A 23,354-nucleotide genomic window follows, 5' to 3' on the forward strand; every position below is an offset into this window, starting at 1 on the left:
GCGCGGTCCACCTACCCGGCGCCCGCGGGGTGAAACACGCCCGCGTCGGTGCCCGCGCCGATCACCGTGTCGAGCATCGACCGGGAGTGCAGCAGCTCCTCGATCGCGCCGCTGATGCGGTCCCGCTCGCGGCTCAGGTGGGCGAGCATGTCGGGGCAGGTGGGCACGAGCCGCTCGTCGTCGTCGCGGACGCACGGCAGGAGCGTCGCGATCGTCGCGGTGTTCAGCCCGGCGGCGAGCAGGCACCTGATCCGGCCGACGACCCGCACGTCGTCCTCGCCGTACTCCCGGTACCCGCTCGCGAGCCGCTCCGGCCGCAGCAGCCCCTGCTCCTCGTAGTAGCGCAGCAGGCGCTGGTTCACGCCCGTCCTGCGCGACAGTTCCCCGATGCGCATCCGATGGGCCTCCGTCCTCGGCTTGACTCTCACATCCATGTGAGACTTTACCGTCGCGGGCATGGGAAGAGGAATCGCGGTTCTCGCCGCCCTGACCGTGAGCGTGTTCGTCGTCGGGACGTCGGAGTACCTGATCTCCGGCCTGCTGCCCCAGGTCGCCGCCGACCTGGGCGTCACGGTCGCCGCCGCCGGGCAGGCCGTCACCGGGTACGCGCTCGGCGTGGTGATCGGCGGGCCGCTGGTGACCGTGCTGACCGTCCGGCTGCCGCGCAAGGGCGTCGCCATCGGGCTGCTCCTGCTGTTCGCCGCCGGCAACGCGATCTGCGCGGCCGCCGGGTCGTACGAGCTGCTGCTGGCGGGCCGGGTCGTCGCGTCGCTCAGCCACGCCGCGTTCCTGACCATCGCCCTGCTGCTGACCACCCGGACCGTCCCGGCCGAGCGCGCCGGCACCGCCATCGCCGCCATCGCGTCGGGGTTCGCGGTCGCGACGCTGCTCGGCGTCCCGGTCGGGGTGCTGCTCGGCGAGCGGGCGGGCTGGCGGGTGCCGTTCGCGGTGCTGGCGGCGCTCGCCCTCGCCGCCGCCCTCCTGCTGGCCGCCGTCCTGCCCCGCTACGACGCGCCCGACGCCCGGGTCCGGGACGAGCTGCGCACGGTCACCCGGCGCCCGGTACTGCTGATCATCGCGATGACGTCGCTCGGGATGGCCGCCGTCTCGACCGTCTTCACCTACCTCGCCACCGCGCTCGGCGAGATCACCGGGTTCACCCCCACGGCCGTCTCGGTGCTGCTGCTGGTCTACGGCGGGGGCAGCCTCGCGGGCGGGCTGATCGCGGGCCGGGCCGCCGACCGGTCCGCCGCCGCGGCCGTCCGGGGGACGTTCGCCGGGCTGGCCGTCGTCCTCGCGCTCGTCCCGGCCGCGCTCGGCTGGCGGCTGCCCGCGGTGGCCGCCGTCCTGGCGTTCGGGCTGCTGGCCTCGGCGACCACGCCGGTGCTGCAGAGCCTCATGCTGCGGCGGGCCGGGGGCGCGCCGACGCTCGCGGTGTCGGTCAACGTGTGCGCGTTCAACATCGGCATCGCGGCCGGGTCCGCGCTGGGCGGCGGGCTCGTCGCGTCGGGCGGGCTGCGCTGGCTGGGGTTCGCCGCGTCCGGGCTGTCCCTCGCCGCGCTGGCCGTGACCTTCGCCGCCGTCCCGCGCCGCGCGACCGCCCCCGCTCCGCGCGGGGACGGTGTGCGCGCGCTCCAGTCCTAGAGCCTCACCTGGCCGCGAACGCGGCCAGGTTCGTGGAGACCGGCTCGGGCCTCCCGTCGTTCTGCACGGCGGACGCCGTCAGCACGTCGAGGTGCTGGTAGCCGGGCGCGATGACGTCGCCGGGCTGCGGATCGCTGAACCCGAGCCCGTCACCGGCCTCCAGGTTGAGCGTCGGGTTCGCGGTGAGGCCGTTCTCGTGGACGGCGTCGTCCGCGATGCCGGGGACGTCGGCCAGCGCGATGTCGGTCACCATCTTCGTGGGGAAGTAGTGCTCGGTGAAGTCGAGCGGGTGTTCCGACAGGCTGCGGGCCAGCTCGCCGATGTCGGTGACCTCCTTGCCGGCGGACGTGAACGGTGTGCCGTCCTTGGACGTGTAGACGGGATCGTCCGGGGCGCCGACGCGGTCGAAGTTCCGCCAGGAGAAGAGCGGGCCGCCGGGCTCGTCCGGGATGGCCTTCTTCTCCTTGCCGAGCAGCCTGGACAGGCCGCCGAGCCCCAGCTCGTCGAGGTTGTTGGGTGCCGGGAACTCCTTGTCGACGATCTTCCCGCCGTCCCAGAAGCCGACGCTGGACTGCATGAACGCGAGTGGCTCGGAGTTGTCGTCCAGCAGCCCGCCGAGCGCGGCGGCGTTGGTGAACCGGAAGTCCTTGACGGTGGGGGAGCCCTTGAGGAACGTCGGGTAGTCCTTGGAGAACAGGACCCGGTACGTCGAGTCGGTGTTGAACGACGACGGGACATAGGTGGCGAGGTCCGAGAGGCCGCCCGGGGCCAGGTTCGCGGCCAGGCCCGCGATGCCCAGCAGGTTCATCGTCTCGGTGTTGATCACCGCGGGGGCCGACAGCGACCGTGGGATGACACCGGTCTCCAGCCCGGCCTGGACGGCGCCCGCGCCGAACTGGAGAAGCGGGACCCAGTCCTCCGGGAAACCGCCGCCGACACCGGGCAGGCCCGTCTCGATGCGGGTGTCCAGCGCGAAGTAGCCGGAGCACTGGTTGTATCCGGCGTCGTTCGTGGTGGCGTGGTTCCCGTCGAAGTCCCATTCGGCGAAGTACGCCGTCAGGACGCCGCCCAGGGAATGGCCGCCGCACATCATCTTCCGCTTGCGCGCCGCCTGGTCGGGGAGTTCCGCGGCCATCAGGTCGTACTGGTCGCGGACGGTCTGCTCAAGCCCGACGTTCTGCAGCCACTTCACCTGGTCGTTGCTCTGGTAGCCGGCGAACTTCCGGCCGTCGACCGCCTTCTGGCGGTAGTAGTAGTCCACCGCGAGGTGGGCGTCCTTCGCCTTCAGGCCCGCTTGGAGCCCCGTGGCGTCCTCCAGGCAGTTGGAGCGGCGGTCGAGCGCCCAGAACTCGATGTGCCGCCCGCTCTTCGCCGCCGCCGCGACCGTGTTCCGCGCGACGCTGTCGAAGGCGCCCGCGCCTTCCAGGATGCCCGGCTGCGCGACCAGGATCCGGTCGGCCTTGGCCGATTCCGCCGGACCGTCCTTGTGCCGGAACCGCAGGTAGGACAGCCAGTCGCAGGCCTGCGGATGCGGGCCCGCCGAGGCCGGCAGCGGCACCTTGACACGCACCGCGGACTCGCTGACGCCGGTGACGGGCGAGCCGGAGGCGACCGGCGTCTCGGACCGGCCGGCCTCCCGCGCGTGCACCGGCCCGGCCGCCGCGACGGCCAGCGCCGACGCCGCGATGACCGCGAGGGGGAGGGTTCGTCGCCCCATCACGTTCTCCTCTCGGACGTGATCGGTTACGGGGCAACAATGAACCTGTCGTTCTCGTTGCGACAGTCGCCCATTTGCACAATCTCCGGCCCGCTCTTGTCCCGGGCCGACAAGCCGGGGCCCGCGGCCTGGCAGAACGGCTCAGCCGAGGACGGCCGACCCCAGCGCGCCCGTCCGCTCGGCGAACTCGGCGCGCTCGGACGGCGACAGCGCCCGCTCGTAGACGGCGGCGCAGAGCCGGTCGGTGATCTCCTCCGCCTCCACCCGCCGCGGCCTGAGCTCCTCGCAGCCGGGCAGGTCGCCCTGCCAGCCGAAGAACCGCGCGGTGTCCGGGCCGTCCTGCGTCAGGATCGCCTCCACCGGGGACAGGCCGACGGCGGTCGTCGCGACGAGGTGCAGCCCGCCGCGCAGCTCCCGCAGCACCTGCACCAGCTGCATCAGCCGGGCCGGGCCGCCGTCCGGGAGCGGCTCGGCGCGCCACCCGCAGAACAGCGGCAGCCCCGACCCGGTCGCGGCGCGGGCGACGCGCTCGGCCAGCCCGGCCAGGCGCGGGTCGTCCGGCACGTGCCCCTCGGCCCAGGCCGCGCACCCGAGGCGGTAGCGGCGCGTCGCCTCGCGCGCCCCGGCGACCGCGACCCCCTCGTCCCACTGGGGCCGGACGAACCCGGGCTCGAACCAGCCGAGCGCCGCCGAGACCACGTCGGCGTCGACGTCGCCCAGCACCCCGCCGCGTCCGGCGACGTAGTAGGCGAACGGGTTGGCGTAGCCCTGCTCCTTGCCATGCTCCGCCGTCCGGCGGGACAGCATCCAGCGCGACCCGACATCGTGAATGATCTTGTCGGCCGCGCGGACGGTGTCCGCCGCGCTCAGCTCGCCCATCGGTCCTCCCGGTTCCTCGGCGGTCAAGTAACCGGCAGGTTACTGCCGCGCGGCGCGAGCGCCCCCGGGAGGGTCGTGCCGATCGCGGCGGTGCCGCCGCTCAGGCCGTCCGCGACCCGACGACCCGCGGTCCGGGCGCCCGCCGCTCGCCGGCCTGGCCGAACTCGGTGAGCGCGTCGAGCAGCCGGCCCCGCGACGCCGGCGACATCCGCGCCAGCACCTCCCGCACCGCCGCCCGGCGCCGCCGGACCAGCTCCGCGTACAGCCGCTCGCCCTGGTCGCTGAGCCGCAGCACGATCTCCCGCCGGTCCGCGCGGGCGGTCTCCCGCACGATCAGCCCGGCCGCCTCCAGCCGGTCGCACAGCCGGCTCGTGGACGAGGGGATGGCGCCCAGCTGGTCGGCGAGCCCGCCGAGGTTCAGCCGGCCGAACCGCGCGAGGACCTCCACGGTGCGCAGCTGGATCGGCGAGATGGCGGGCTCCAGGCCCTGGTCCGCGCGGTTCCACAGCAGCGCCGTCGTGCTCAGCACGCGCTCCACGGAGGCCGCGACGTCGTCCGGGACGGCGCCCGTACCCTCGTCCGCCGGTTCGCCGCCCGGCGGCGGCGGTCGTCGCTGGCTCACACCTCGGCCTTTCGCACGGAGTCCCCTTCGGCGGCCCCTCGCCTCGCCCCCGGCGGCACCGCCGCGCGGCGTTCACATCATGGGCCGAGCGGCGGGTTCGCAGGCGGTAACCCACGATAAGGCTTCCGGACGTCACGGCGCGACGGCGCGGTCCGGGCCGCTGCGGAGCCGGGCGACCAGGGCGTCCATCTCGGCCTCGGTGCCCGGGTCGTCCCACGTCCAGAACGGGACGGTCCGCAGGTGGCGGCCCTGCGGGTCGAGGAGCCGCCCGGCGAGCTTCAGCTGCCACAGCGCCACCGACCGGTCGGTGATGGCGAGCTGCGGGAAGCGGCGGCACAGCTCCGCCTCGAACGACTGGACGCGCTCGACCGACCGCAGCCACACCGCGAAGAGCAGGTTGCGGGAGCCCGACAGCGACGCGCACAGCCGGGTCTCGCGCATCCCGATGAGCCGCCCGGCGACGCGGGCCGCCTCGTCCGGCGGCGCCGTCGCCCACAGGTAGACCGTGGCCGGCCAGCCGGACAGCGAGCGCGCCACCTCGCACCGGTACATCAGCGCGCCGGCCCGGTCCAGCCGCGCGAGCCGCCGCCGGACGGTCGTCGGGCTGAGCCCGGTCCGCTCGGCCAGCCGGGAGACCGGCTGGCGGCAGTCCTGCGCCAGGAGGCGCGCGAGCCCCTGGTCCTCGCGGCGCAGTCCCCGGTCGCCGCCGCCGCGCGGCCGGCCGCCGAGCAGCACGTCGCGCTGGTCCTCGCCGAGCCGGTCCAGCCGCCACCGGCTGCCCTCGGTGTGCAGGGTGGTGGCGAGTTGCGTGCGCGCCGCGGTGACGCCGTCCAGGCGTCCGAGCCGGAACCCCACGTACCGGGCCAGCTCGGCGTTGTCGCGCAGGACGACCGTCAAGAGCAGGTCGCGGCCCCCGGTGACGTGTTCGAGATTGAACACGTGCGGGTCCTCGGCGATCTCTGCGGCGACATGGTGCAGCCGCCCGGGGACGCAGTCGACCTCGATGAACGCGACCACCGGCGTCATCCAGTCGACCGCGACCGGGAAGCACGACAGCCAGGCCAGGCCGGACGAGGTCAGCCGCGCCCAGCGGCGGGCCGCCGTGGACGCGTCCACGCCGAGGACGGCGCCGATCCGCCGCCAGTCGGCGCGCGGCGCGGTCTGCAGGGCGGTGACGAGCAGGTGGTCCAGCTCGTCCAGGGTGGCCGATGTCTGCATCCGGTCATGCCTTCGCGGTGGATTCCGGCAAGATCCCGCCGATGGGGCGCTCGGTCCGCAGCATACCTGCATGCCCGTCCCTGACGATGCCGCCGGCCTGCGCGAAGAGCTGGTCGAGCTGCGCCGGTCCCTGCACCGCGAGCCGGAACTCGGCCTCGACCTTCCCCGCACCCAGGAGAAGATCCTCGCCGCCCTGGACGGCCTGCCCCTGGAGATCACCACGGGCAAGGCCCTGACCTCGGTGACCGCCGTCCTGCGCGGCGAGGGCAGGCCCGGCGGACCGCGCCCCGCCGTACTGCTGCGCGCCGACATGGACGCCCTGCCCGTCCAGGAGGAGACCGGACTCGACTACGGCTCGCGGATCCCCGGCCGCATGCACGCCTGCGGCCACGACCTGCACGTCGCCGGGCTGGTCGGCGCCGCCAAGCTGCTCGCCGCGCGCCGCGCGGAACTGCCCGGCGACATCGTCCTCATGTTCCAGCCCGGCGAGGAGGGCGACGGCGGCGCGCAGCTCATGATCGAGGAGGGGGTGCTGGACGCGGCGGGCGAGCGGGTCGCCGCCGCCTACGCCCTGCACGTGTTCTCCACCGGGCTCCCGCGGGGCACGGCCTTCACCCGGCCCGGCACCATCCTGTCCGCGGCCGACGAGGCGGAGGTCACGATCCGCGGCCGGGGCGGGCACGGCTCGATGCCGCACCTCGCCCGGGACCCGGTCCCCGCGCTCGGCGAGATGATCACGGCGCTGCAGGCGATGGTCACCCGCGACCTGGACGCCTTCGACCCCGCCGTCGTCACCGTCGGCTCGGTGCACGCCGGGACGGCCGCGAACGTGATCCCCGAGACGGCGACCCTCAAGGCCACGATCCGGTCGTTCTCCGAGGACGCCCACCGCAAGGTGCGCGCCGGGTTCGAGCGGGTCGTGCACGGCATCGCCGCCGCCCACGGCGTCACCGTGGACCTCGACTACCGGGAGCAGTACCCCGTCACCGTCAACACCCCCGGCGAGGCGGAGTTCGCCCTCGGCACCGCCCGCGACGTGTTCGGCGACGACCGCGTCTTCGAGTCGCCCCGCCCGGTCGCCGGTTCCGAGGACTTCTCCTTCGTCCTGCAGCGGGTTCCGGGCGCGTTCGTCTTCCTCGGCGCCTGCCCGCCCGGCCGCGATCCCGCCACCGCGCCCATGAACCACTCGCCGCTGGCCGCCTACGACGACGCCGTCCTGCCCGGCGCCGCCGCCCTGCTCACCGAGCTGGCCGCCCGCCGCCTGGCGACCGCGTGACGGCCGCGGCCCGCGACGGGGCCCGGTTGACATTCGGGTGAGTTAGCGCAAACATTCGGGCGTAGCGTCGCGACGGCTCGGGGAGGGGATGTGGCCGCCGAACCACCGGAGGCGCCCGACGGCCGGCGGCTGGCGGTGATGGAGGACGTGGCCGCGATGGCCGGCGTCTCGGCGATGACCGTGTCGCGCGTCCTGAACACGCCCGAGAAGGTGCGGCCGCAGACCCGCGCCCGGGTGATGGCGGCCGTGCAGGCCCTCGACTACCGGCCCAACTCGGCGGCCCGGGTGCTCGCCACCGGGCGGTCCGGGGTGCTCGGCGTGGTCAGCTTCGACACCACGCTGTACGGGCCGGCCTCCACGCTGTTCAGCATCGAGCAGGCCGCCCGCGAGCACGGCTACACCGTCAGCATCGTCAGCCTCGGCTCGCTGAACCGGCGCTCGATCGGCGAGGGCGTGGAGCGGCTGCGCGCCCAGTCCGCGGACGGGATCATGGTCGTGGCCCCGCACGAGTCGGCCGCGGACGGGCTGAAGGAGCTGCCGTCCGACACCCCGCTCGTCGCGGTCGGCGCGGGCGCCGACGTGCCGTTCCCCGCCGTGGCGGTCGACCACCGGGCGGGCGCCGAGCGCGCCGTCCGGCACCTGCTCAGCCTCGGCCACGAGACGGTCGTGCACCTGGCCGGCCCGCCCGACTGGGTGGACGCGAGCGGCCGCGTGGACGGCTGGCGCGCCGCGCTGCGGGCCGCGGGGCGCGCCGTCCCCGACCTGCCGGCGGGCGACTGGAGCGCCCGGTCCGGCTACGAGCTCGGCCGGCAGATCGCGGCCGACCCCGAGGTCACGGCCGTGTTCGCGGCCAACGACGCGATGGCGCTCGGCCTGCTGCGGGCGCTGCGCGAGGCCGGCCGGGACGTGCCCGGCGACGTCAGCGTCGTCGGCTTCGACGACGTGCCGGAGGCCGCCTACTTCCCGCCGCCGCTGACCACCGTCCGGCAGAACTTCGCCGAGGTGGGGCGGCGCGCCTTCGGCCTGCTGCTCGACCGGATCGGAGGCGCCTCCGCCCCGGCGGGCAGGCCGCGGGCCGGGGCGCGCCGCGTCGTCGAACCCGAACTCGTCGTCCGGGAGAGCAGCGGAGTCCGCCGCCGGACCTGACCCCCGACCGGCCCCGAGAGCCCACCGTCGTCACGTCCGAGATGTTAGCGCTAACAGAAGGAGCGGAGATGACAGAGTCCCCCCTGGGAGCGGACCCCCGGGCCCCCGCACTCCGCACGGAGCTGGCCGTCCTGCACCAGATCCTGGTCGAGGGCGGGCTGGTCGTGTGGACGGCCGGGAACGTGTCCGCCCGCGCGAGCGCCGGCACCTTCCTGATCAAGCCCAGCGGCGTCCCGTACGAGGACCTCACCCCCGACGCGATGGTGCTCTGCGACCTGGACGGCGAGCCGATCGGCGAGTCCCCGCTCAAACCGTCCAGCGACGTGTTCGCGCATGCCTACGTGTACCGGCACCGCCCGGACGTCGGGGGAGTGGTGCACACCCACTCGACGTACGCGACCGCGTGGGCCGCCCGCGACGAGCCGATCCCGTGCGTGCTGACGGCGATGGCGGACGAGTTCGGCGGCGAGATCCCCGTCGGCCCCTTCGCGCTCATCGGCGGCGACGACATCGGCCGCGGCATCGTCGAGACCCTCGACGGGCACCGCAGCCCGGCCGTCCTCATGCGCAACCACGGCGTGTTCACCATCGGCGCCGACGCCCGCGCCGCGGTCAAGGCGGCCGTGATGTGCGAGGACGTCGCCCGCACCGTCCACCTGGCCCGCCAGCTCGGCGAGCCGCTGCCGATGGACGCGGGCGACGTCGACCGGCTCTACGACCGCTACCAGAACGTCTACGGGCAGAAGGGCCGACCATGAGCTTCCCGAACCGCGAGATCTGGTTCCTCACCGGCAGCCAGGGCCTGTACGGCGAGGACACCCTGCGCCAGGTCGCCGCCCAGTCGGCGACGATCGCCACGCGGCTCGGCGAGGCGCTGCCCGTCACGCTCAGGTGGATGCCCGTCCTGACCGACGCCGGCGAGATCCGCCGGATGTGCCTCGACGCCGGGTCCGACGACGCCTGCATCGGCGTGATCGCGTGGATGCACACCTTCTCCCCGGCGAAGATGTGGATCGCCGGGCTCGACGCGCTCACCAAGCCGCTGCTGCACCTGCACACGCAGGCGAACGTCGAGCTGCCCTGGGACTCCATCGACATGGACTTCATGAACCTCAACCAGGCCGCCCACGGCGACCGGGAGTTCGGGTTCGTCCAGTCGCGGCTCGGCGTCGCCCGCAAGACCGTCGCCGGGCACGTCAGCGACCCGTCGGTCGCGGCGCGAATCTCCGCATGGGCGCGGGCGGCGGCCGGGCACCACGAGCTGCGCACCCTGAGACTGGCCCGGTTCGGCGACAACATGCGGGACGTCGCGGTCACCGAGGGCGACAAGGTCGAGGCGCAGCTCCGGTTCGGCGTGTCCGTCAACACCTACGGCGTGAACGACCTCGTCGACGTGGTGGACGCCGTCCCGGACGCGGCCGTCACCGAACTCGTCAAGGAGTACGAGGACCTGTACGACGTCGCCGCGGCGCTCCGGGCGGGCGGCGACCGCCACGACTCGCTCCGCTACGGGGCGCGCATCGAGCTCGGGTTGCGGACGTTCCTCGACGGCGGCGGCTTCAAGGCGTTCACCACGAACTTCGAGGACCTCGGCGGGCTCCGCCAGCTGCCCGGCCTCGCCGTCCAGCGGCTGATGGCCGACGGCTACGGCTTCGGCGGCGAGGGCGACTGGAAGACCGCGACGCTGCTGCGCACGCTGAAGGCCGCGTCCGCGGGCCTGCCCGGCGGCACCTCGTTCATGGAGGACTACACCTACCACCTGGAGCCCGGCAACGAGCTGATCCTCGGCGCGCACATGCTGGAGGTCTGCCCGTCGGTCGCGGCCGGGCGTCCCGCGCTGGAGATCCACCCGCTCGCCATCGGGGGGCGCGAGGACCCGGTGCGGCTGGTGTTCGACGCCGCCCCTGGTCCGGCCGTCGTGGCCGGCCTCGCCGACATGGGCGACCGGTTCCGGCTGGTCGCCAACGAGATCGAGGTCGTCGCGCCGCCGGAGCCGCTGCCGATGCTGCCGGTCGCGCGCGCGGTCTGGCGCCCGCAGCCCGATCTGCGCACGTCCACCGAGGCGTGGCTGACGGCGGGGGCGCCGCACCACACCGTCCTGTCCGCCGCGCTCGGCACCGAGGAGCTGGACGACCTCGCCGAGATGACCGGCGTCGAGCTGCTCACCATCGACGCCTGCACCACGCTGCGGGAGTTCAAGAAGGAGATCCGCTGGAACCAGGCGTACCATCGCCTGGCCCACGGTCTGTGATCGAGCACGGCCTGTAGGGAGGAGCCCATGAGCGTGGACGAGCGATACGTCGTCGGCGTCGACTTCGGCACGCTGTCGGGCCGGGCGGTGGTCGTCCGCGTCCGGGACGGCGCCGAGGTCGGCGACGGCGTGCACGAGTACGGCCACGGGGTGATCGCCGAGGAGCTGCCCTCGGGCGACGACCTCGGCCCCGACTGGGCCCTCCAGGCGCCGCAGGACTGGATCGACGTGCTGCGCTTCGCCGTCCCGAAGGCCCTCGCCGTCGCCGGGGTCCCGGCGTCCCAGGTGATCGGGATCGGCACGGACTTCACCGCCTGCACGGTCATGCCGACCACCAGGGACGGCATCCCCCTGTGCGAGGCGTATCCTGAACGCCCGCACGCCTGGCCGAAACTCTGGAAACACCACGCCGCGCAGCCGCAGGCCGACCGGATCAACGCCTTGGCCGCCGAGCGCGGCGAGCCGTGGCTGCGCCGCTACGGCGGCAAGATCTCCTCGGAGTGGGAGTTCGCCAAGGGCCTGCAACTCCTGGAACAGGACCCGGAGCTGTACGCCGAGGCCGACCGCTGGATCGAGGCCGCCGACTGGATCGTCTGGCAGCTCACCGGCCGCGAGTCGCGCAACATCTGCACGGCCGGCTACAAGGGCGTCTACCAGGACGGCGGCTACCCGTCCCGCGAGTTCCTGGCCGCGCTCCACCCTGATTTCGCGGACTTCCCCGCCAAACTGGGCCACGACCTCGAACCCCTCGGCGGCCTAGCCGGGACGCTCACCGCGCAGGCCGCCGAGTGGACCGGCCTTCCCCGCGGCATCGCCGTCGCCGTCGGCAACGTCGACGCGCACGTCACCGCCGCCGCGGCCGACGCCGTCCGGCCCGGCCAGATGGTCGCGATCATGGGGACGTCGACCTGCCATGTCATGTCGTCGGACCTGCTCGCCGAGGTCCCCGGCATGTGCGGCGTCGTCGCGGACGGCATCGTCCCCGGTCTCTGGGGCTACGAGGCCGGCCAGTCCGGCGTCGGCGACATCTTCGCCTGGTTCGTCGACAACTGCGTGCCCGCCTACTACAACCAGGTCGCCGCGGCCAATGGCCTGACCGTCCACGAGCACCTCACCGCGCTCGCCGCGGAGCAGCCGGTCGGGCGGCACGGGCTCGTTGCGCTCGACTGGCACAACGGGAACCGGTCCGTCCTCGTCGACCACGACCTGTCCGGCCTGATCGTCGGCCAGACCCTCGCGACCAGGCCCGAGGACGTCTACCGCGCGCTCATCGAGGCCACCGCGTTCGGCACCCGCATGATTCTGGAGACGTTCGAGGCGTCCGGCGTCGCCGTCGGGGAGTTCGTCGTCGCGGGCGGGCTGATGAAGAACACCTTCCTCATGCAGGTGTACGCCGACGTCCTGCGCCGCCCGCTCTCCCTCATCGGCTCCGCGCAGGGCCCGGCGCTGGGCGCCGCGATCCACGCCGCCGTCGCCGCCGGCACGTACCCCGACATCACGTCGGCCGCAGCCGCGATGGGCCGCCGCGTCCCGTCCGCCTACGTCCCCGACCGCTCAAGGGCGGACGCCTACGACTCCCTGTACGACATCTACCGCGCCCTGCACGACACTTTCGCCGACGGCGACATCATGCACCGCCTCCGCGCCCTCCGTTGACCTGCGGCGTGTCGCTGTCATCCGGCGGCTCATAACAACGACACGCCGCAGTCAACGGAGGGGGGCGGTGCTGCGGCGGGTGATCAGCTGGCTCGGGACCAGCTTCGGGGTGGGCGGGGCGCTGTCCTCGCTGAACTGCGCTATCAGCAGTTCTACGCAGTGGCGGCCCAGGGCGGTGAAGTCCTGGCGGACGGTCGTCAGGGGCGGGGTGAGGAACGCCGCCTCCGGGATGTCGTCGAAGCCGATCACGCTGACGTCGTCCGGCACGCGGCGGCCGCTCTCGTGGATCGCCCACAGCAGCCCGAGCGCGATCTGGTCGTTCGCCGCGAACACCGCCGTGACGTCGCCGTCGGCGGCGAGCAGCCGGCCGCGCTCGTAGCCGGACCGGGCGCTCCAGTCGCCGGGCGCGCACTCCGGGACGTCCGCGCCGGCCTCGGCCAGGGCGTCCCGCCAGCCGCGGGTCCGCTCGTTCGCCTCCGACCAGTCGGCCGGACCCGGCAGGTGGTGGACGGTCCGGTGCCCGAGTTCGAGCAGGTACCGGGTCGCCTCCCGGGGCGCCAGGTAGTGGTCGGCCGACACGGTCGGCACGGCCGCCGCCGGCCCGAGCAGCACGGTCGGCAGGTCGCGGGGCAGGTGCCGCAGCGCCTCGTCCGCCGGGACGTGCCCGGGGATCATGATGATCCCGTCCACGCCCTGGTCGCGGAACCGGTCGACGGCCCCCGCGACCGCGCCGTGCCCCGGCGACTCCAGGCTCGCGACGCTGGTGAAGAAGTCGGCGGCGCGGGCGTTCCGCTCGATCGCCGCGATGATCGACGCCGGGCCGAACAGCGCGGTGTCGAAGCTGACGACGCCGAGCGTGCGGGACCGCCCGGTGGCGAGGGCGCGGGCCGCCGCGTTCGGCCGGAAGTCCAGCTGGGCCGCGGCGGCCAGCACCCGGTCCCGGGTCTTCGTGCTGACCATCGGATGGTTCTTGAAGACCCGGGACACGGTCTGGTGGGAGACCCCGGCGAGCCGGGCGACGTCCCGGAGCCCGGGCCGGGCAGGTGGCGTGGCGGTCATGTCACTCCGGAAGATACCGGGTCGCCGGCCCGGGGCCGGGCGGTCAGCGGGCCGTTCCGGTGCGGCGCTTCGCCCAGATGTCGAAGGCGACGGCCGCCAGCAGCACCAGGCCCTTGATCAGCATGACCCGCTCGCTCGGCGCGCCGAGCAGCGACATGCCGTTGTTGATCACGCCCATGATCAGTCCGCCGGTGATCGCGCCGACCACCTTGCCGACCCCGCCCTGCACGGCCGCGCCGCCGATGAACGCCGCTGCGATCGCGTCCAGCTCGAACATGTTCCCGGCCGTCGGGCCCGCCTGGTTGAGCCGTCCGGCGAACACGATCCCGGCGATGGCCGACAGGACGCCCATGTTGACGAACAGCCAGAACGACACCGACTTGACCTTGATGCCGGACAGCTTCGCCGCCAGCGGGTTGCCGCCGAGCGCGTAGACGTGCCGTCCGAACACGGCCCGGTTCATCACCAGCGTGGAGCCGAGGACGAGCACGCCCAGTAGGACGAGCACCCACGGCATGTTCTTGAACCGGGCGAGCTGCACGGCCATGAACATGACGACCACCACGCCGAGGGCGTACTTCAGCGCGAACACGGTGAGCGGCTCGACCTTCTGCCCGTAGCCTATGCGGCCCTGCCGGTTCCGCCAGCCGAACCCGACGTACCCGCCGACCAGCGCCAGCGCGACCAGCAGCGTGAACAGGTCCGCGCCGCCGAGCGGCCCGAGCCCGATGTTGCCGAGGTAGCCGGACAGGAACCCGTTCGCGATCGTCCGCACGTCGTCCGGGAACGGGCCGATGCCCTGGTTGCCGAGGACGGTCAGGGTCAGCGCCCGGAACACCAGCATCCCGGCCAGCGTCACGATGAACGCCGGGATCTCGAAGTAGGCGATCCAGTACCCCTGCCAGGCGCCGATCGCGGCGCCGGCGAGAATCGTCAGCAGCACCGCCAGCGGCCACGGGACGTGGTGCTCGACCATCAGCACGGCCGCGATCGCGCCCGTCACCGCCACCACCGACCCCACCGACAGGTCGATGTGCCCGCCGATGATGATCAGGATCATCCCGATGGACAGGATCAGGATGTAGGAGTTCTGCACGATGATGTTGGAGATGTTCTGCGGGGACAGCAGCTGCCCGCTGGTGAGCACCGCGAACAGCGCCACGATCAGCGCGAACGCGATGTAGATCCCGCTCTGCCGCAGATTGACCGGCAGGGCCCGGCCCGGGGCGGGCTTCTCCGGCGGCGGCGGTGACACGGCCTGGTCGGCCGGCGCGACGCTGCTCATGCTGTGCTCTCCTCGGTCTGGGTCATGTGCTGCATCAGCCGCTCCGGCGTGGCGTCCGCGCGGCTCACCTCGCCGGTGATCCGCCCGCCCGCCATCGCGTACAGGCGGTCGCAGAGCCCGATCAGCTCCGGCAGCTCGGATGAGATCACCAGCACCGCACGGCCCTGGTCGGCCATCCGGTTGATGATCGAGTAGATCTCGTACTTGGCGCCCACGTCGATGCCGCGGGTCGGCTCGTCCAGGATCAGCACGTCCGCGTCCGTGAAGATCCACTTCGACAGGACGACCTTCTGCTGGTTGCCGCCGCTCAGCTGCCCCGTCACCGACAGGACGCTCGGCGCCTTGATGTTCATCTCCTTGCGGAACCACTCCGCGACCTCGTACTCGCGGTTGTCGTCCACCCAGCCCGCCTTGGCGAGGCCGCGCAGCCCGGCGGCGGAGACGTTGCGCTTCACGTCCTCGATGAGGTTCAGCCCGTAGGTCTTGCGGTCCTCGGTCGCGTACGCGAGCCCGTGCCGGATCGCGTCGGTGACCGTGCGGACCGAGATCTCCTTGCCGTCCTTGTAGATCCGGCCGGTGATCCCGGTGCCGTAGCTGCGGCCGAACACGCTCATCGCCAGCTCGGTCCGGCCCGCGCCCATCAGGCCCGCGAGCCCGACGACCTCGCCGCGGCGCAGGGTGAGCGCGGCGCGGTCCACGACGACCCGCCCGTGCTGGGTGGGGGAGTGGACGGTCCAGTCCTCGATCCGCAGCACCTCCGCGCCGATGTCGGGGACGCGGTCGGGGAACCGGTTGTCCAGGTCGCGGCCGACCATCCCGGAGATGATGCGGTCCTCCGACACCTCGCCGGCCATGTCGAGCGTCTCGATCGTCCGGCCGTCGCGCAGGATGGTGGTGGAGTCGGCGATCGCCCGGATCTCGTTCAGCTTGTGCGAGATGATCACGCAGGTGATGCCCTCGTCGCGCAGCCCGCGCAGCAGGTCGAGCAGGTGCGCGGAGTCGGCGTCGTTCAGCGCGGCGGTCGGCTCGTCCAGGATGAGCAGCTTCACCCGCTTCGACAGCGCCTTCGCGATCTCCACGAGCTGCTGCTTGCCGACGCCGAGGTCCATCGCGGGCGTCACCGGGTTCTCGTGCAGCCCGACCCGCTCCAGCAGCTTCGCCGCGTCGGCGTTCGTCCGGTTCCAGTCGATGAGCCCGAGCCGTCCCCGGCGCTCGTTGCCGAGGTAGATGTTCTCCGCGATCGACAGGTACGGGCTGAGCGCCAGCTCCTGGTGGATGATGACGATCCCGCGCTGCTCGCTGTCGCGGATGCCGGAGAACCGGCACGGCTCGCCCTCGAACTCGATGCCGCCGCTGTAGTCGCCGTGCGGGTAGACCCCGGACAGCACCTTCATCAGCGTCGACTTGCCGGCCCCGTTCTCGCCGCAGATCGCGTGGATCTCGCCCCGCCGCACCTCCAGGTTCACGTCCTGCAGGGCCTTGACCGCGGGAAAGGTCTTGGTGATGCCGCGCATCCGCAGTATCGCCTCGGTCATGGTCTCCTCCGGGGGGAGCGGGCGGGCGCCGTCGCGGGCGCCCGCCCGCGCGGCGCTACTGCAGCTGGTTCGCGGTGTAGTAACCGGTGTCGATGAGCTGCTGCTTGTAGTTGTCCTTGTTCACGATCACCGGGTTGAGCAGGTAGGACGGCACGACCTTCTCGCCGTTGTCGTAGTCCTTGGTGTTGTTGACCTGGGGCTTGTTCCCCTTCAGCACCGCGTCGGCCATCTTCACCGTGACCGAGGCGAGCTGCCGCGTGTCCTTGTAGATGGTCGAGTACTGCTCGCCCGCGATGATCGACTTGACCGACGCGACCTCGGCGTCCTGGCCGGTGACGATCGGGTACGGCTGGCCGGCCGTCCCGTAGCCGCTGGACTTCAGCGCCGACAGGATCCCGATGGACAGGCCGTCGTAGGGGGACAGAACGCCCTGCACCTTCGTCCCGCCGCCGTAGGAGCGGGTGAGGAGGTCCTCCATGCGCTGCTGCGCCCGCTCCGGCTCCCAGCGCAGCGTCGCGATCGTCTTGAAGTCCGTCTGGCCGCTCTTGACGACGAGGGTCTTCTTGTCGAGGTACGGCTTCAGGACGCCCATCGCGCCGTTGTAGAAGAACGTCGCGTTGTTGTCGTCCGGCGAGCCGGCGAACACCTCGATGTTGAACGGGCCCTTCGCCGTGCCCTCCGACCCGTCCGGCTTCTTCAGCCCGAGCCCGACGAGCAGGGACGTCGCCTGCTCCACGCCGACCTTGTAGTTGTCGAACGTGGCGTAGTAGTCGACGTTCTCGGAGTTGCGGATCAGCCGGTCGTAGGAGATGACCGGGACGTTCTTGTCGGCCGCCTTCTGCAGCTGCGTCGTGAGCGCGGTGCCGTCGATGGACGCGATGACCAGCAGCCGCGCGCCCTTGGTGATCTGGTTGTCGATCTGGTTGGCCTGGGTGGGGATGTCGTTCTCGGCGTACTGGAGGTCGACCTTGTAGCCGAGCTGCTCCAGCTGCTTCTTCAGGTTGTCGCCGTCGTGGATCCAGCGCTCGGAGGAGCGGGTCGGCATCGTGACGCCGATCAGGGCGCCCGCCGCCGGCTTCTTCTCGGCGTTCTTCTTGTCGGCGGTCTTCTGGCTCGAGCCGCACGCGGTCATGCCGAACGCGAGGGCGAGGCCCAGCGCCAGGCTGACGAGCTTCCTACGCTTCACGTCTCACCTCGGGGGTGGTGCCGGTGTCCCGGGACACACTGTTACCGGTCACACTGCCATGTCAAGAGCCCGCCGAGCGCCGCGCCACAACCGTGACCCCGCGCCCGGACGAACTCGTCCACCGATTGTTAGCGTTATCAAGGAGCACGTCAACAGTCCGAAAGCCCCCGTTCCGGATGCCTCGCTTTTGACCAGTGAGAACGGCTCCGACCTGGCACTCTTTCGGGGCGACTATTGACAGATCGGGTGGTTATCGCAAACATCAGCGCGCGCGTTGGCCGGCTCGGCCGCACGCCCGCGTGACGTGCGGGGAGCCACCGGGGTGCGCACCCTGGGCGCGGGCGGGCCGAACCCGGCGTCGCCGCCGCGCGTACGAGGGGGTGGGCGGTCCCTCGGGACCCCGAGACGTCAGGACTGGGAATGGACAGGGATTTCGTTCGGGGTGACCGGGGTGCCTGACCGGGCCGGTGGTGGCGGACCGCTGGCGCGGCTGCTGGCGGAACTGGAGGCCGACTGCTCGCTGTGCGGGGGGACGGGCACGACGCCGAACGAGCGGTGGCTGGAATGGCACCGGCGGGCCGGTGAACTGGTCGCGGTCGCCCAGGCCGCGCGCCGCGCCCACGAGCTGCGTCCCGCGCCCGCGCCCGCCGCCGTCGCCCCCGTCACCGCGCCGGACCGGGTCGCCGGCGCCGAACCCGCCATCGTGGCCGCCGTGGAACGCGCCATCGACGACCACATGCAGGCCCGCCCGTCCGAACCGGAGGAGGACCGCTGCGCGGCGTGCCAGGGCCTCGGCAGGGAGCTGACCGCCGCCGGCCGCCAGTTCGCCGAGCTGCTCGCCCGGCACGGCTTCGTCCGCCGGCCCTGAGTCCGCTCGCTACCCGGCCAGGAAGATCTCCAGCATGCGGTCCGGCGGTTCCGGGTCGCCGGTGCCCGGGACGAGGTAGCCGCCGGCCCACGTGCGCAGCATCAGCAGCGCCCGCAGCCGCGCGTCCTCCTCGCCGAACCCGAGGCCGGCGAGGCACGCGGCGATGTGCCCGAGCAGAGCGCGGTCGGCGTGCCGTACCGCCTCGTCGGCCGCCGGCTCGTGCTGGGCCCACAGCCGCATGGCCCGGTCGATCGGCGCGACCTCGCGGCCGAGCGCCTGGATGCGGCGCAGCCGCTCGCGCGGGTCGGCCGTGCTGCCGAGCGCCAGCCCGAGCACCTCGTCCGTCCGCTCGTGCGCCCACCGGTCCAGCAGCGCCCGCATCAGCTCGGTGCGGTCCTTGAAGTGCCAGTAGAAGCTGCCCTTGGTGACGCCCAGCCGGGCCGCGAGCGCGGTGATCGCCACGCCGCGCTCGCCGCCCCGGGCCAGCTCCCGGTAGGCGGCCTCGATCCAGTCGCGCCGCGCCACCCGGGTACGGGCCGTGTTCGTGCCGGCCGCCATCGGACCCCCATCCTCACCGCCTCGGGACGCCGTCACACGAGGGTCACCGGGCCGGGGTCCAGCCCCAGCTCGATCCTGCCGTAGAGGCGGTACGCCTCGTCCGGGTCGAACACCACGTGCCCGGAGATCGTATTCACATCGCGCTGCGCCCGCTGGAACGGGGAGCCGGTGAACTGCGCGCTCGCCCCGGCCGCCGCGCACAGGTCGTTCACCACCCTGCGGGACGTCCCCGCGACGTGCGCCGCGACCAGCCTGGCCCGGGCCCGCAGCCGCATGTCGCAGCTCCCGTCCGCGACGGCGTGGACGACACCGCGCAGCGCGTCGTCCAGCAGCAGCCGGGCGGCGGCCAGGTCGGCGGTGGCCGCGGCCAGCCGGACCTGCGCGCTGGACAGGTCGCGCTGCTTCTTGCCGGAGTAGGCCATCACCCGGCCCTGCATCCGCTCGGCGAACCGCGCCAGCACGCCCTCGGCCACCCCGAGCACGGGCGCCGCGCCGGTCAGCGCGAACACCGGCACGAGCGGGGTGCGGTAGAGCGGCGCCGGGTGGACGCGCGAGCCGGGCGAGCGCCCCTCCGCCAGCTCGGCGAGCGGCACCGACCGGTGCGCGGGGACGAAGACGCCCTGCACCTCGATGTCGTTGCTGCCGGTGCCCCGCATCCCGCTGGTGTGCCAGACGTCGTGGACGGCCACCTCCGCGCGCGGCAGCAGGAACAGCCTCGGCTCGATCTCGCCGTCCGCGGTGACGAGCGCCATGACCAGCACGTGCCCGGCGTGCATCACGCCGCTGCCCCACGACCAGCGGCCGGTGACCCGGTGGCCGCCGTCCGCCGGCTCGGCCGTCCCGGTCGGTGCCAGGACGCACGGGACCAGCGCGTACGTCCGGTCGGCCCAGACCTCGGCCTGTGCCTGCTCGGGGAGCAGCGCGACCATCCAGTTGTGCAGCGTGTAGATCACCGACAGCCAGCCGGTCGAGGCGCAGCCCGCGCCCGCCTCGCGGCAGGCCGCCGCCATCGCCTCGAAGCCGAGCTCGGCGCCGCCGAACCGCTTCGGGACCAGCATGTCGAACAGCCCGGTGCCGGCCAGGTCGGCGATGGTCGCGTCGGGCAGCCGGCGCGCCCGCTCGGCATCCGGGGCCCGCTCCGCCAGCGTCGGCGCCAGCTCCCGCACCCGCCGGACGATCTCGTCTCCATACTCCATGGTACGGAACCATACCTTGGAGTACGGATCGTGTACATGCCGGGGGCGCGCGCCGGCGGAGCCCGCCGCGAGCCGAATGGTCTCCAAAGGCGCCGGGGGAATTATCGGCCGCCATTGATGACAAAAAGGGGTTTCGGAATCTTGACGGCGGATGCGGAACGGTTTACCGTTCCGCAGCGGGTTCATCGCCGAGCCAGGGCGCGTCCGGAGGCCATGCGGATGACACAAGGACGGGAGAACGTGCTCCGCGGTGTCCGCGCCCATCTCGCCGAGGGCGGCGGCGTCCTGCTGATCGGCCCCGTCGGGATCGGGAAGTCCACCCTGTTGTCCGCGCTGGCGGACGAGCACGCCGCGGCCGGCTACCGGATCTTCGCCTGCGGACCGGCCGAGACCGAGCACCACCTGCCGTTCCTCGGCCTCATCGACCTGATCTCCCAGGTCGCCGACGAGGTCATCGGCCGGCTTCCCGAGCCGGAGAGCCACGCGCTGCGGTCCGCGCTGCTCCTGCAGGACGTCCCGCTGGACGAGCGCGACCTGCTGTGCCTGCGGCTCGGCGTCCTGCACGCGTTCCGGCTGCTGTGCGCCGACCGGCCCGGCCTGGTGCTGATCGACGACGCGCAGTGGCTGGACCGCCCGACCGGGGAGCTGCTCGCGTTCGTGGCGCGGCGCGCGGCCAGGCTGGCGCCGCCGCTCCGGGTGGTCGTGTCCGCGCGGCCGCCGGGGGACGAGGGCGAGGCCGGCGGCCGGTGGCGGGACGCGGCGGGCCTGTGCCCGGGGCCGGTGCTGGCGGTCCGGGTGCCGCCCATGTCGGCGGCCGAGCTGGCGACGCTGCTGGGCGACCGGTTCGGCCGAAACTGGCCGCGGCCGCAGCTGAGCCGCATTCACGAGGTGAGCGGCGGAAATCCGTTCTTCGCGGTGGAACTGGCGCGCAGCGTACTGGAGGACGAGAATCCGCGAACCGATGAACTGCCCATTCCGCAAAGCCTTTCCGTGCTGATTCGCAAACGGATGGAGGCGCTTTCCTCCGGTACCCGCGAAACGCTGCTGATGGCCAGCGCGGCGAGCCGCCCGTCGGTGGAGCTGCTGCGCCGGACGGGACGCGCCGACCTCGCCGAGGCCGAGCGGCAGGGCATCGTCGACGTGGCCGCCGGCGGCCAGATCCGCTTCGCCCACCCGCTGCTGTCCGCGGTGATCTACGCCGAGGCGGAGTCCACCGAGCGCAAGGCGGCGCACCGGGCGCTGTCGGAGGCCGTGCGCGACCCGGTGGAACGTGCCCTGCACCTGGCCCGGCTGGCGCCGGGACGCGACCCGCGGATCGCCGCGACGCTGGAGGAGGCCGCCGCCGTCGCCCGCCGCCGCGGCGGCCTGGCCACCGCCGCCCATCTCGGTGAGCTGGCCGCCGACCACACCCCCGAGCCCGCCCGGGAGGCCGCGGTCGGCAGGCGGCTGCGCGCGGCCGAGGACGCCGTCGCCGCCGGCGACTACCCGCTCGCCAGGCGGCTCGCCCGGCTGGCCCTGGAAGGGACGGCGCGCCCGGAGGAGCGGGTGCGGGCCTGGGTCGTGGTCATGGACTCGTCCGGGCAGGCCCTGGCCGAGGTCGAGGAGGTCTTCCCGAAGGCGATGGAGGACGCGCGCGGCGAGCCGTCCCTGCTCGCCCCGCTGCACTACCGGCTGAGCTGGCGGGCGTGGATGGTGCGGGGCTCGGCGGAGGCCGCGCACGTGCACGCCCGCCGGTCCGCCGAGCTGGCCGCCCTGGCCGGGGACCGGAGGACCGAGCTCTTCGCGCTGAGCAAGCAGGCGAACATCGAGTTCTTCCTGGGGCATCCGGACGCCGAGCACACGCTCCGCAGGGCACTGTCCGACCCGCAGGACCCCGAGGTGATGTGGCACCACAACGGCCCCGTCTACCTCAAGCACCGGCATCACCTGATGCACGACCGGCTGAACGAGGCCCGCGCCGAGCTGCGCGCGCTCATCTACAGCGTCCGGCAGCGCGGCGTGGTCGAGAGCTTGTGCCTGTCCCTGTACTGCATGACCCAGGTGGAGGTCTTCCAGGGCCGCTGTCGGCAGGCGCTCAGCCTGGCGCGGCAGAGCGTCGATCTGGCCGAGGACAGTGGGCTGAGCCAGGGGCCGTCCTGGTACGCGCTGGCGCTGGCCGAGGCGGCGGGCGGCGACCTCGACCGGGCGCTGAGCGCGGCGGAGCAGGCGGTCCAGCACAGCGAGAGCGACGGCGACCTGCTGTTCCTGCCGCGTGCGTTACACGCGCAGGGCGTCGTCCGGTTGCAGCTCGGTGACATGGCCGCCGCGGTCCGGATCCTGGACGAGGTGCGGCGGATGGAGACCGCGCAGGGCCTCGGGGACCCCTCGCTGCGCCGCTGGCACGCCGACCTCGCCGACGCCCTCGTCGGCGCCGGCCGTCCCGGGGAGGCCGCCGATGTGGTCGACGCCGCCAGAGCGCAGGCCGCACGGCTCGGGCGGCGCGGTGTGCTGGCCGTCCTGGAACGTTCGGCGGCGCTCGTCCGGGCGGCCGAAGGCGACGTCGACGCGGCCCTGGACGGGCTGAACCGGGCCGCCGAGCAGCTCCAAGCCCTCCCGTACCGGCTCGAAGAGGGCCGGGCGTGGCTGGAGCTGGGCTCCCTGCACGCCCGGCTGGGCGACCTCGCGCGCGGGCGCGCGGAACTGGCGCGCGCCCGCAACATCTTCGCCAAGGCCGCGGCCCGGCCCTGGCTGACCCGCGCGCAGGCCCGGCTGCAGCGGCTGGACCAGGATGGACCGCTCCGGCCGTCCGCCGCCGGCGACCCGCTCGGCGTCCTCAGCGACATCGAGCGCCAGGTCGCCGTGCTGGTCGCCGAGGGGGCCACCAACCGGGAGATCGCCGCCCGGCTGTTCCTCAGCATCAAGACCGTGGAGGCCGCGCTCACCCGGACGTTCCGCAAGCTCGGCGTCCGGTCCCGGGTGGACGTCGCCCGGCTGGCGGTATCCGGTCGCTGACCTGCGGCTCCGCCCGCCCGGACGAATCCGCCCGGACGGATCCGGCCGCGGCCCGCCCGCACCCATAGGGATATCCCTATGCCTGCTCCATGAGCCTTCGCAAATCGCCCGAAACTCCACAGACTCACGGATGTCCACCCCCGTCACCACGGGCTCCCCCTTCAGTGGTGAAAGGACTCCCATCCCATGTCCCAGCGGACAATCGCGATCGCCACGTCGGCGGTGGCGCTGATCGCCCTGACCGGCATCGCAGCCGCCCCGCAGGCC

The 23,354-nt window shown here is 73.3% G+C and carries 19 protein-coding genes; 8 read left to right on the top strand and 11 right to left on the bottom strand.

The annotated features are described in order from the left end of the window. Nucleotides 1-11: 11 nt before the first annotated feature. On the bottom strand, nt 12-395 hold the full coding sequence (locus E1293_RS06340; RefSeq protein WP_132194798.1) for a MerR family transcriptional regulator: 384 nt from the start codon (nt 393-395) through the stop codon (nt 12-14). A 61-nt stretch (nt 396-456) separates the two neighbouring features. Here E1293_RS06340 and E1293_RS06345 point away from each other — a divergent pair, with 61 nt between their 5' ends. Further along, nucleotides 457-1,644: an MFS transporter gene (locus E1293_RS06345; RefSeq protein WP_132194800.1), complete on the top strand. Its 1,188-nt coding sequence runs from the start codon at nt 457-459 to the stop codon at nt 1,642-1,644. A gap of 4 nt (nt 1,645-1,648) precedes the next feature. Here the strand turns inward: E1293_RS06345 and E1293_RS06350 are convergent, their stop codons facing one another. From E1293_RS06350 to E1293_RS06365, 4 genes are all read right to left on the bottom strand, one after another. After that, a complete protein-coding gene (locus E1293_RS06350) occupies nt 1,649-3,361 on the bottom strand; it encodes a hypothetical protein (protein WP_132194802.1) in 1,713 nt (570 codons plus the stop codon). 141 nt (nt 3,362-3,502) lie between these two features. Beyond that, on the bottom strand, nt 3,503-4,240 hold the full coding sequence (locus tag E1293_RS06355; RefSeq protein ID WP_132194804.1) for an SCO6745 family protein: 738 nt from the start codon (nt 4,238-4,240) through the stop codon (nt 3,503-3,505). A 100-nt stretch (nt 4,241-4,340) separates the two neighbouring features. Beyond that, a complete protein-coding gene (locus E1293_RS06360; RefSeq protein WP_132194806.1) occupies nt 4,341-4,862 on the bottom strand; it encodes a MarR family winged helix-turn-helix transcriptional regulator in 522 nt (173 codons plus the stop codon). A gap of 132 nt (nt 4,863-4,994) precedes the next feature. Continuing rightward, nucleotides 4,995-6,080 carry an Lrp/AsnC family transcriptional regulator gene (locus tag E1293_RS06365; protein WP_132194808.1) on the bottom strand — a complete coding sequence of 362 codons (1,086 nt, stop codon included), beginning with the start codon at nt 6,078-6,080 and terminating at the stop codon, nt 4,995-4,997. Nucleotides 6,081-6,150: 70 nt separating this feature from the next. Between E1293_RS06365 and E1293_RS06370 the strand changes: the two genes are divergently transcribed. The 5 genes from E1293_RS06370 (at nt 6,151) to araB (ending at nt 12,409) form a co-directional block, all read left to right on the top strand. Then, a complete protein-coding gene (locus tag E1293_RS06370) occupies nt 6,151-7,356 on the top strand; it encodes a M20 metallopeptidase family protein (RefSeq protein WP_132194810.1) in 1,206 nt (401 codons plus the stop codon). Nucleotides 7,357-7,446: 90 nt separating this feature from the next. Beyond that, the gene (locus E1293_RS06375; RefSeq protein WP_481725996.1) at nt 7,447-8,502 is read left to right on the top strand and encodes a LacI family DNA-binding transcriptional regulator; all 1,056 of its coding nucleotides are present in this window, start codon (nt 7,447-7,449) and stop codon (nt 8,500-8,502) included. Between the two features lie 68 nt (nt 8,503-8,570). Beyond that, on the top strand, nt 8,571-9,260 hold the full coding sequence (locus tag E1293_RS06380; protein ID WP_132194812.1) for an L-ribulose-5-phosphate 4-epimerase: 690 nt from the start codon (nt 8,571-8,573) through the stop codon (nt 9,258-9,260). Next, nucleotides 9,257-10,753 (top strand): L-arabinose isomerase, encoded by a 1,497-nt coding sequence (gene araA / locus E1293_RS06385; RefSeq protein ID WP_132194814.1) that lies wholly within the window; start codon nt 9,257-9,259, stop codon nt 10,751-10,753. Before E1293_RS06380 ends, araA begins: the two co-directional genes overlap by 4 nt. A gap of 27 nt (nt 10,754-10,780) precedes the next feature. Beyond that, nucleotides 10,781-12,409: a ribulokinase gene (gene araB / locus E1293_RS06390; RefSeq protein ID WP_132194816.1), complete on the top strand. Its 1,629-nt coding sequence runs from the start codon at nt 10,781-10,783 to the stop codon at nt 12,407-12,409. Nucleotides 12,410-12,460: 51 nt separating this feature from the next. Here araB and E1293_RS06395 read toward each other — a convergent pair whose 3' ends face one another. Genes E1293_RS06395 through chvE form a run of 4 tightly spaced genes read right to left on the bottom strand, consistent with a single transcriptional unit; the run spans nt 12,461 to nt 17,474 of the window. After that, nucleotides 12,461-13,468 carry a LacI family DNA-binding transcriptional regulator gene (locus E1293_RS06395; RefSeq protein ID WP_132194818.1) on the bottom strand — a complete coding sequence of 336 codons (1,008 nt, stop codon included), beginning with the start codon at nt 13,466-13,468 and terminating at the stop codon, nt 12,461-12,463. A 43-nt stretch (nt 13,469-13,511) separates the two neighbouring features. Continuing rightward, a complete protein-coding gene (gene mmsB, locus E1293_RS06400; protein ID WP_132194820.1) occupies nt 13,512-14,753 on the bottom strand; it encodes a multiple monosaccharide ABC transporter permease in 1,242 nt (413 codons plus the stop codon). Continuing rightward, entirely contained in the window at nt 14,750-16,288 is a 1,539-nt protein-coding gene (gene mmsA, locus E1293_RS06405) for a multiple monosaccharide ABC transporter ATP-binding protein (RefSeq protein WP_132194822.1), read from the bottom strand. Before mmsA ends, mmsB begins: the two co-directional genes overlap by 4 nt. Before the next feature lie 55 nt (nt 16,289-16,343). Beyond that, nucleotides 16,344-17,474, bottom strand: a complete 1,131-nt coding sequence (chvE, locus tag E1293_RS06410; RefSeq protein ID WP_279472979.1) for a multiple monosaccharide ABC transporter substrate-binding protein — start codon at nt 17,472-17,474, stop codon at nt 16,344-16,346. A gap of 442 nt (nt 17,475-17,916) precedes the next feature. Between chvE and E1293_RS06415 the strand changes: the two genes are divergently transcribed. After that, nucleotides 17,917-18,342: a hypothetical protein gene (locus tag E1293_RS06415; RefSeq protein ID WP_132194824.1), complete on the top strand. Its 426-nt coding sequence runs from the start codon at nt 17,917-17,919 to the stop codon at nt 18,340-18,342. A gap of 9 nt (nt 18,343-18,351) precedes the next feature. On the opposite strand, the gene E1293_RS06420 is transcribed toward E1293_RS06415, so the two are convergent. Further along, nucleotides 18,352-18,900 (bottom strand): TetR/AcrR family transcriptional regulator, encoded by a 549-nt coding sequence (locus E1293_RS06420; RefSeq protein ID WP_132194826.1) that lies wholly within the window; start codon nt 18,898-18,900, stop codon nt 18,352-18,354. A gap of 32 nt (nt 18,901-18,932) precedes the next feature. Further along, nucleotides 18,933-20,096, bottom strand: a complete 1,164-nt coding sequence (locus E1293_RS06425) for an acyl-CoA dehydrogenase family protein (protein WP_165978104.1) — start codon at nt 20,094-20,096, stop codon at nt 18,933-18,935. A 219-nt stretch (nt 20,097-20,315) separates the two neighbouring features. Here E1293_RS06425 and E1293_RS06430 point away from each other — a divergent pair, with 219 nt between their 5' ends. After that, nucleotides 20,316-23,087: a helix-turn-helix transcriptional regulator gene (locus E1293_RS06430; protein WP_165978105.1), complete on the top strand. Its 2,772-nt coding sequence runs from the start codon at nt 20,316-20,318 to the stop codon at nt 23,085-23,087. The last annotated feature ends 267 nt before the right edge of the window (nt 23,088-23,354 follow it).

The sequence above is a fragment of the Actinomadura darangshiensis genome (assembly GCF_004349235.1).
GTDB lineage: Bacteria > Actinomycetota > Actinomycetes > Streptosporangiales > Streptosporangiaceae > Spirillospora > Spirillospora darangshiensis.